8 protein-coding genes and 1 other annotated feature are annotated in these 7,184 nt (G+C 47.9%); all 8 genes read left to right on the top strand.

Going from position 1 to position 7,184, the window contains the following annotated elements; all coding sequences use genetic code 11:
• Positions 1 to 456: CarD family transcriptional regulator (locus tag B2899_RS17140; protein ID WP_286887343.1), on the top strand; the 456-nt coding region annotated here is incomplete at its 5' end.
• Positions 457 to 632: 176 nt separating this feature from the next.
• Positions 633 to 1,727, top strand: coding sequence for a PIN/TRAM domain-containing protein (locus tag B2899_RS17135; protein WP_146810729.1), 1,095 nt, complete (start codon positions 633 to 635; stop codon positions 1,725 to 1,727).
• Between the two features lie 16 nt (positions 1,728 to 1,743).
• On the top strand, positions 1,744 to 2,430 hold the full coding sequence (gene ispD / locus B2899_RS17130; RefSeq protein ID WP_286887341.1) for a 2-C-methyl-D-erythritol 4-phosphate cytidylyltransferase: 687 nt from the start codon (positions 1,744 to 1,746) through the stop codon (positions 2,428 to 2,430).
• Positions 2,427 to 2,909 (top strand): 2-C-methyl-D-erythritol 2,4-cyclodiphosphate synthase, encoded by a 483-nt coding sequence (gene ispF / locus B2899_RS17125; RefSeq protein ID WP_286887339.1) that lies wholly within the window; start codon positions 2,427 to 2,429, stop codon positions 2,907 to 2,909. The genes ispD and ispF overlap by 4 nt, the downstream gene beginning before the upstream one ends.
• Positions 2,910 to 2,946: 37 nt before the next feature.
• A complete protein-coding gene (gene gltX, locus B2899_RS17120; protein WP_146810735.1) occupies positions 2,947 to 4,425 on the top strand; it encodes a glutamate--tRNA ligase in 1,479 nt (492 codons plus the stop codon).
• Between the two features lie 18 nt (positions 4,426 to 4,443).
• Positions 4,444 to 4,703, top strand: a binding site (T-box leader).
• The gene (gene cysE, locus B2899_RS17115; RefSeq protein WP_281286012.1) at positions 4,661 to 5,413 is read left to right on the top strand and encodes a serine O-acetyltransferase; all 753 of its coding nucleotides are present in this window, start codon (positions 4,661 to 4,663) and stop codon (positions 5,411 to 5,413) included. Its footprint overlaps the feature before it by 43 nt.
• Positions 5,400 to 6,812, top strand: coding sequence for a cysteine--tRNA ligase (gene cysS / locus B2899_RS17110; RefSeq protein ID WP_286887335.1), 1,413 nt, complete (start codon positions 5,400 to 5,402; stop codon positions 6,810 to 6,812). Before cysE ends, cysS begins: the two co-directional genes overlap by 14 nt.
• Positions 6,813 to 6,831: 19 nt before the next feature.
• Positions 6,832 to 7,184 (top strand): Mini-ribonuclease 3 (locus B2899_RS17105; protein ID WP_286887351.1); only part of this gene is annotated, 353 nt, incomplete at its 3' end.

The following is a 7,184-nucleotide window of genomic DNA, read 5'->3' as shown; positions in this document are numbered from 1 at the left end:
GTTTATCCAATGCATGGAGCAGGTATCATCGAAGCCATTGAAGAGAAGGAGATTCTTGGTGAGAAACAGCAGTACTATATTATGAAGATGCCGGTCGGCAATATGCAGATCATGATCCCGATGGGAAAAGTGTCGAAACTTGGTATTCGTCAGGTAGTAGATATGGCGGCACTTGAGAGAGTGATGGAAATTTTGCGACGTGAAGAAGATGACCTGAGCATCAGCTGGAACCGCAGGTATCGTAAGAACATGGAGAAGATGCGGACGGGTGACATTTACGAAGTTGCTGGCGTTGTTCGTGAATTAATGCACAGAGAGAAAGAAAAAGGACTATCGACGGGCGAGCGTAAGATGCTTGATAACGCTCGACAAATTTTGCTGAGTGAATTGGTGCTCGTCAAAAATATTGATGAAGAGCAGGCGACTGACCTGTTAGAGCAGGTAGTCAATAGTTAGAGGGGAAAAGCTTCTCTAAGAGAAGCTTTTCTCTTTTCTTTCCATGTAACTTTTTGCTCCGTGTTTACGTAAGAGAAATAGAAAGCAAATTTTGGCAAACTGTTTTGCTTTCGAGCGTTTTTTATTTGGTAGATATGACTATAATGAAATATGAATCATTTTGAGGAGGTGAATGTATGGTCAGAAGAATTATTCAGTTGTTTTTCCTCCTGGTTGGTGCAGGATTGGGATATCAATTTGGCCCCGACCTGTTGGAATTGCTGAATTCGCTTATCTATATCGGGGCAGTGCCAGGTGTGGAGTATATTAGCGCGGTGCTTGGTGCAGTGCTATTCTTTTTCATTACCTCTTGGCCGACAGAATATATTGTGAAGACGATTAAACGCAGTGAAGAGACGCTAATTAAGCTTCCGATTACGGATGTGCTGTTTGGAGCTATGGGGCTTATTATTGGACTTATTGTGGCGTTTTTGCTTTTTCTTCCTATCAATAGCATTCCCATTCCGATCGTGGCGCGATTGCTCCCGCTGCTTATTTCTGTTTTGTGCGGTTACATTGGTTTTCAGGTAGGTCTGCGCAAACGCGATGAAATTATGTCGGTTTTTTCTATCGGTCGCTTTAAAAGTGACAAGAAGAAAGAGGAAAAACAAGAAGTAAACCAAGTTCCTTATAAAATTCTTGATACAAGCGTAATTATCGACGGACGAATTGCGGACATTTGTAAAACGGGCTTCATCGAAGGCGCACTTGTCATTCCGGAATTCGTCCTTGAAGAGTTGCAGCATATCGCTGATTCTTCCGATGCGCTAAAGCGTAATCGTGGGCGTCGCGGGCTTGACATTTTAAACAAGATTCAAAAAGAATTAAAGGTAAAGGTTATTATCACGGATCAGGACTTTGATGAAATTAGCGAAGTGGACAGCAAGCTGGTTAAGCTGGCCAAAGTGATGAAAGGGAAAGTCGTGACGAACGATTTTAACTTAAATAAAGTATGTGAATTGCAGGGTGTCTCCGTTTTAAATATTAACGATTTGGCGAATGCGGTCAAACCGGTGGTTCTGCCGGGGGAAGAGCTGCATGTGCAGGTAATTAAAGATGGTAAAGAAAATGGTCAGGGCGTGGCATATCTCGATGATGGCACGATGATCGTGGTAGAAGGCGGACGCGAATACATCGGTTCATTTTTGGACGTCATTGTCACAAGCGTGCTGCAGACGTCGGCCGGACGAATGATTTTCGCCAAGCCGAAGCTAATGGAAAAAGCGCTGTAGGAAATGAGTGAATGAAGTGAATATAGGTGTAGTCATTGCAGCCGCAGGGCAAGGAAAACGCATGGGCGGACCGGTGAAAAAGCAGTTCATTGAACTGGCCGGAAAACCGGTGCTGCTCCATACGCTTGACCTGTTTGTCGGACTGGAATATGTGAAGGAAATTGTCGTTGTAACAGCGGAGGAAGATGTAGAGCGCACGCGCAAGCTGCTCGCGGCGTATCCGCAGGCTCTGGTAATCCCGGGGGGAGCGGAGCGTCAGGACAGCGTATACCTGGGGATTACGGCACTCTCTTCTTCCGACTATGTCATGATCCATGACGGTGCCCGGCCGTTTCTTTCCTGTTCGACGCTTGAGAAGTTGGTCGATGCGGTGCGTGTGAAGCGCGCTGCCATTCTGGCTGTACCCGTGAAGGATACGATCAAGCGGACGGACGAGACGGGAGTTGTGATGGACACACCGCCAAGGAAAAGCTTGTGGGCTGTACAAACGCCACAGGCTTTTGCTTTGTCCGATATTCTTGCTGCCCATGAACAGGCGCGAAAGGATGGTTTTCTGGGCACGGACGATGCGTCGCTGGTGGAGAGAATCGGACGGGCGGTGCATGTTGTAGAAGGAGAATATACGAATATTAAGCTGACTACGCCGGAGGACATTGTGTTCGGCGAAGCGATTTTGAAGTGGAGAAGGGAGAGGGAGCAATGATTCGGGTAGGACAGGGATTTGATGTTCATCAGTTGGTAGAAGGCCGCAAACTCATCATCGGCGGTGTGGAGATCCCTTATGAGAAAGGGCTTCTTGGGCATTCGGATGCGGATGTGCTGTTGCATGCGATTACTGATGCCATTCTGGGGGCGTTGGGTTTTGGTGATATCGGAAAGCATTTTCCGGATACGGACGCCGCATTCAAAGATGCAGATAGTCAAGTGCTGCTGCGCGATGTCTGGAAGATGGTAAAAGAAAAAGGATATACTATCGGCAATGTGGACGCAACCATTATTGCCCAGCGGCCAAAAATGGCGCCGCATATAGAGCAAATGCGCGAGACAATTGCTGCTTGCGTCGAAACGGAAACAGAGCGGATTAATGTGAAAGCCACCACAACGGAGAAGCTCGGCTTTACAGGCAGGGGCGAAGGAATCGCAGCCATGGCTGTTGTATTGTTACAAAAAGTAGGCTTATAATAGATGAAGCGAAAAAACTGAAGGATGGTGGCAGTTCATGTCGAAAAAAGTCCGCGTACGGTTTGCACCGAGTCCAACCGGACATTTACATATTGGAGGCGCCCGCTCGGCGCTGTTTAACTATCTGTTTGCCCGTCACCACGGCGGTGATTTTATTGTCCGCATTGAAGATACGGATCGGAAGCGAAATGTGGAAGATGCGGAAGCAAAATTAATCGAGAGTCTGCGCTGGTTTGGCACGGAGTGGGACGAAAGCATTGACAAGGACGGCGGTGTCGGTCCCTATCGTTCCATGGACAGGCTGGATATTTATCAGAAATACATTGACCAACTGGTAGCGGAAGGAAAAGCGTATCCTTGCTACTGTACGGAAGAAGAACTGACTGCGGAACGTGAGGCGCAGAAAGCGAGAGGCGAGACGCCCCGCTATGCGGGAACATGCCGCAATCTGACTCCGGAACAAATTGAAGTCTATGAAGCGGAAGGCCGCAAAGCTTCCATTCGTTTCCGTGTTCAGGAAAATCGTGAATATACCGTGCATGATCACATCCGTGGTGAAGTCACATTCGAATCGAACGGGATCGGCGATTTTGTCATTTGTCGTCCGGATGGTATCCCAACATATAACTTTGCAGTTGTTATTGACGATGCTTTAATGAAGATTACGCACGTCATCCGCGGTGAAGAGCATTTGTCCAATACACCGCGCCAGTTGATGATTTATGAAGCGCTCGGTTTTGAAGCGCCTGAATTTGCGCATGTTGCGTTAATCCTGAATCCGGACGGCAAGAAGATGAGCAAACGGGACGAGTCCATTATTCAATTTATGGAACAATACCGGGAGCTGGGTTATTTGCCGGAGGCTCTCATGAATTTTCTCGTGCTTCTCGGATGGTCTCCGGAAGAAGAGCAGGAGATATTCACGCGTGAGGAGCTTATTGAGAAGTTCTCGTTAAGCCGTGTCTCCAAGTCACCTGCCATCTTCGACGTTCATAAGCTAAACTGGATGAACAATTATTACATCAAGCAGACACCGGTGGAGCGAATTGCTGAACTCTGTATTTCGCATATGCAAAGCGCAGGGCAGCTTCCGCAGGAATTGAGTGATGAGCAGCGTATATGGGCAGAGAGATTGGTAGCCCTGTATCAGGAACAGCTGCATTATGCGGCAGAAATCGTGGAGTTGGCCGCGTCCTTCTTCGAAAACGAAGTAAAATACGATGAAGAAGCAAAAACTGTGCTGGCCGAAGAACAGGTGCCGGACGTAATGAAGGCTTTCTATGAAGAGCTGGCGGCACTTGATGAATATACCGCTGACACAATTAAAGGTGCGTTAAAAGCCGTGCAGAAGTCGACCGGACAAAAAGGTAAGAAATTATTCATGCCGGTTCGTGTGGCGGTTACCGGATTTACCCACGGCAGAGATCTGAACGAGACGTTGTTTCTGCTGGGACGCGAAACCGTAATGCAGCGAGTGGCGAATGTAGCTAATCACTATGAACAGATTGTAAAATAATACGACAAAATCCAATATTCAACGGCAAAGAGCGGAAGAAGTACGAAAAAGAAAGAGAGCACCAGAGAAGGCCGCCGGTACAGAATAGCTGTACCGTGCTGGAAGCGGCCCTGTTCTCCGTTTTCGGAAATGCATCCGTGAGCCGGGCTTCCGAACACCTTATATGTCAGTAGGAAGCTCCGTTTCCCGCGTTACCGGTAGCAAAGAGCATCCTGCTTTTACGGATTCAAGCAGGATGAAGCAGAGTGGAACCGCGGAAATCATCGACCGTCTCTGCAGCCGAAGACTGGCTGTAGAGGCTTTTTTTTTGAAAAAAAGGAGTGAAAAGATGCTTAAAACACTGCGGGAAGATGTTGGTGCGGTTATGGAACGGGACCCGGCGGCGCGCAGTACATTAGAGGTCATACTTACGTACTCCGGATTGCATGCGATCTGGTTTTACCGTGTAAGCCATGGCCTATGGAATAGAAAGTTTTATACTTTAGCAAGGATGGTATCCCAGTTTGGTCGATGGTTGACAGGAATTGAGATTCATCCGGGAGCGAAGATCGGCAAGGGGCTGTTTATTGACCATGGAATGGGTGTCGTTATCGGAGAAACGTGTGAAATCGGCGATAATGTAACGCTCTATCAGGGAGTGACTCTGGGCGGCACCGGTAAAGAAAAAGGCAAGCGCCATCCGACTATCGGCAATAACGTCCTTATCGCTTCTGGGGCCAAAGTGCTTGGTTCGATGACGATCGGTGATAACTCCAAAATCGGTGCTGGTTCAGTCGTGTTGCAGGAAGTGCCCCCAAACTCGACTGTCGTCGGTATTCCGGGCCGGATTGTCATACAGGACGGCATACGTGTAGGGCAAGACTTGGATCAGGTGAATCTGCCTGACCCGATTGGTGAAGTTATGCGTTCGATGCAGCGCGAGATTGACATGCTTAGACAGGAAGTAAAACAATTGAAGGAGAGTCGACAGTCCGATGAGCAATATTAAAATATATAATACGCTAACACGCAAAAAAGAAGAGTTTGTTCCTCTTGAGCCGGGTAAGGTAAAAATGTACGTGTGTGGGCCTACGGTCTATAACTTCATTCATATTGGAAATGCCCGTCCGCCGATTGTGTTTGATGTGGTTCGCCGTTATTTCATGTATCGCGGATACGATGTAACCTATGTTCAAAATTTCACTGATGTGGACGACAAAATCATAAAAAAAGCCAACGAGAGCGGCATGAGCGTCGAGGAAGTGGCGGAAAAGTTCATTGCCTCTTTTGTAGAGGACGTACGTGCGCTTGGTGTCAAAGAAGCTGATATTCATCCGAAAGTCACCGAGCATATTCCGGAAATTATCTTCTTTATCGAAGGATTGATCGAGAAGGGGCATGCGTATGTAGCAGGTGGAGACGTGTATTTCCGTACGGCTTCATTCCCGGAGTACGGGAAGCTGTCGCATCAGAATATTGAAGAACTGCAGGCGGGAGCGCGTATCGAGGTCAATGACAAGAAAGAGAATCCGCTTGATTTCGTGCTGTGGAAAGGTGCGAAGCCAGGGGAAATCTACTGGGAGAGTCCATGGGGCAAAGGGCGTCCGGGCTGGCATATTGAGTGTTCGGCGATGTCGCACAAATATTTGGGTGACACGTTTGACATTCATGGCGGCGGGCATGATCTGACCTTCCCGCACCATGAAAACGAAATTGCGCAATCGGAATGTTTAACAGGTCATCCGATGGCGAAATATTGGATGCATAATGGATATATTAACATCGAAAATGAAAAAATGTCCAAGTCACTCGGTAACTTCATCCTTGTAAAGGACGTGCGGGAAAAATATTCACCGCGTGTTGTCCGTTTCTTTATGCTGAGCGCCCATTACCGTAATCCTATCAACTTCAGCGATGAACTGCTGCAGCAGGCGGCAAACAGTCTGGGGCGCATAGATACATGTGTTCGCAATCTGAAACATCATCTCATTTCCGCAGCCAATGAAGTCACAACAGAAGAAGAAAAACAGCGGTTGGATGCATTCCGTAAGCGGTTTATCGAAGAGATGAATAATGACTTTAATACGGCAGATGCGATTACAGTACTGTTTGATATCGTGCGTGAAGTCAATCAGTTCATGGCGGGGAGCGCAGTGAAGAAAGAATTAGCGGAAGCTTATTTATCCCTGTTTGCCGAATTAGGCGATGTATTGGGTATTTCTTTTGGTGAAGCTGAAGCGTCCGTAACGGGTCCGTCTGACGAAGAAATCAATGCGTTAATTGAAGAGAGAACGCTAGCACGGAAAGAGAAAAATTTCGCCCGCGCCGATGAAATCCGCAACCATCTGCAGGAGATGGGAATTGTGCTGGAAGATACGCCGCAGGGCATACGATGGCATCGAAAATAAGCCGGGAGAAGGAGCGGCTATGAAGCAGGACAAACTAATAAGAGATCCGAAGCAGATGAATGCGCTCACGCTTGCTTATATGGGCGATGCAGTATTGGAGGTTCGTGTACGCCAGCATTTAATTGCAGCGGGGGAAGTCAAACCGAACCTGCTGCAACGTGCTGCGGTACGCTATGTGTCGGCTAAGGCACAGGCAGGTATTGTAAGCGGAATTTGGGAGCGATTGACGGAAGAAGAACAGGCAGTACTGAGACGGGGCCGGAACGCCAAATCGGCGACCATGCCAAAGAATGCGCGGGTGGCTGATTATCGCCTTAGCACCGGGTTTGAAGCGTTGCTTGGCTTTTTGTATTTGACCGGACAGGAAGAGCG

This window comes from Aneurinibacillus sp. UBA3580, assembly GCF_002375825.1.
GTDB lineage: Bacteria > Bacillota > Bacilli > Aneurinibacillales > Aneurinibacillaceae > Aneurinibacillus > Aneurinibacillus danicus.
The sequence above is the reverse complement of the archived record's forward strand: the minus strand, read 5'-3'. Positions and strand labels throughout refer to the sequence as shown.